Origin of the sequence: Vibrio sp. 10N.247.310.17 (assembly GCF_041466605.1) — a bacterium.
GTDB classification, from domain to species: Bacteria; Pseudomonadota; Gammaproteobacteria; order Enterobacterales; family Vibrionaceae; genus Vibrio; species Vibrio tasmaniensis_A.
This window is the reverse complement of record NZ_JBFSTC010000217.1, coordinates 1-1,448: the sequence shown is the minus strand read 5'-3', so window position 1 is coordinate 1,448 and position 1,448 is coordinate 1. Positions and strand designations below refer to the sequence as shown.

The window sequence follows — 1,448 nt, the reverse complement described above, 5'->3', positions numbered from 1 at the left end:
GAAAAAGACCAAGAAGAAAACACCTTCTGGCATGGCAAGCTGGCCATCGAAGCGGGACTGGCGGGTAAACCCGTAGAGCAAGCCACCCTAGAATCGGTACTCTCAGGCAGTCTTGGCGGTGAAACCATTAAAGGAAAACGAGATGATCATAAATCGGGCTTCGACCTGACCTTTTCTGCGCCCAAATCCCTCAGCGTTCTTGCGCTTATTGGCGGAGATAGCCGCCTCATTGAAGCGCACAATAACGCCGTGAAGTTCGCCTTAACAGAGCTGGAGAAAGACGTAGCACAAGTCAAAGTCACCCATGAGAAAGGCGTTCAAGAATACGAAAATACGGATTCGATGCTATTTGCAGTCGTACGCCATAAGACCAGCCGTGAAAATGACATGCAAGTGCATTCGCACGCGCTAGCCGCTAACATGACGCGCGATAAAGAAGGAGATTTACGCGCTTTATCAACCAGCCTAAAACAAAAAGGGGGCGTGATTAACGGGACTGGCGAGCGCATTTACAACTTCCAAAAATACTACGGTATCTTGTACCAGAGCCAATTAGCTAAAGAGGCAGAAACCCTCGGTTATTCCACGCGAGGCGTCGGCAACGGTCAGTTCGAAATCAGCGGTGTCCCTCAGCCTATTCTTGATGCGTCGTCCACTCGCAAACAACAAATTGACCAACGCACACTCGATTTAGGCTTTGACTCGCGCGCGGCGAAAGACGTAGCAAACCTCGATACTCGTAAAAGCAAAACCTACCAGAGCAGTGACAGCCTCAACAAACAGTGGCAAAGCACCGTAAAAGAGCAAGGGTATGAGCCTGCAGAGCTTGTCACCATGGCGCAACAAGTAAAGGAAGCGCAAAATACCCCGCCACTCGGTGAAACCAAAGCCGCGATCAGCAGAGCCATTGACCATCTAGGGCAATACAGCACTGCGTTACACCTTGAAAAAATCATTGAACTCACCGCCTCAGAGTTCACCAAAGGCGGCGTGCAACTCAACGCCCTTGATATCAAAAAAGTCGCGGATGCAATGATTAAACAGGGCGACTTGATAGGACTCAGTCAAAAAGGGCAATACACCACCAAAGGCTTAATTGATAACGAACAAGCGCTTATCGACAGCACACAAGGTCGTGCGCATCACATGCGCACCCACGTTGAATCGAACACGCTCAACAAGCTCGCTATCCCTGAAAGCCAGCAGCGTATACTGACCGAGCTGTACCACTCCACCAAACAGTTCCATGTGGTCAATGTACACGGCTCATCACAGGGTATTGCGCAGCAGCTACTCAATGTAGGCAATCACAGCGGTAAGCGTGTCCAATTGGTCTCCCAAAGCGTGAAAGCCAAGACTGAGGGCATGGAGAGCGTACAGCGCAAGAGTCAAACACTCAGCGCCTGGGTCGGTCAGCTCTTTTCACCAGAGCAGCGCCACACTACCCA

1 protein-coding gene is annotated in these 1,448 nt (G+C 50.7%); it reads left to right on the top strand.

Going from position 1 to position 1,448, the window contains the following annotated elements:
• On the top strand, positions 1–1,448 hold a 1,448-nt coding region (gene mobF / locus AB6D80_RS24955), incomplete at both ends, for a MobF family relaxase (protein WP_372189920.1).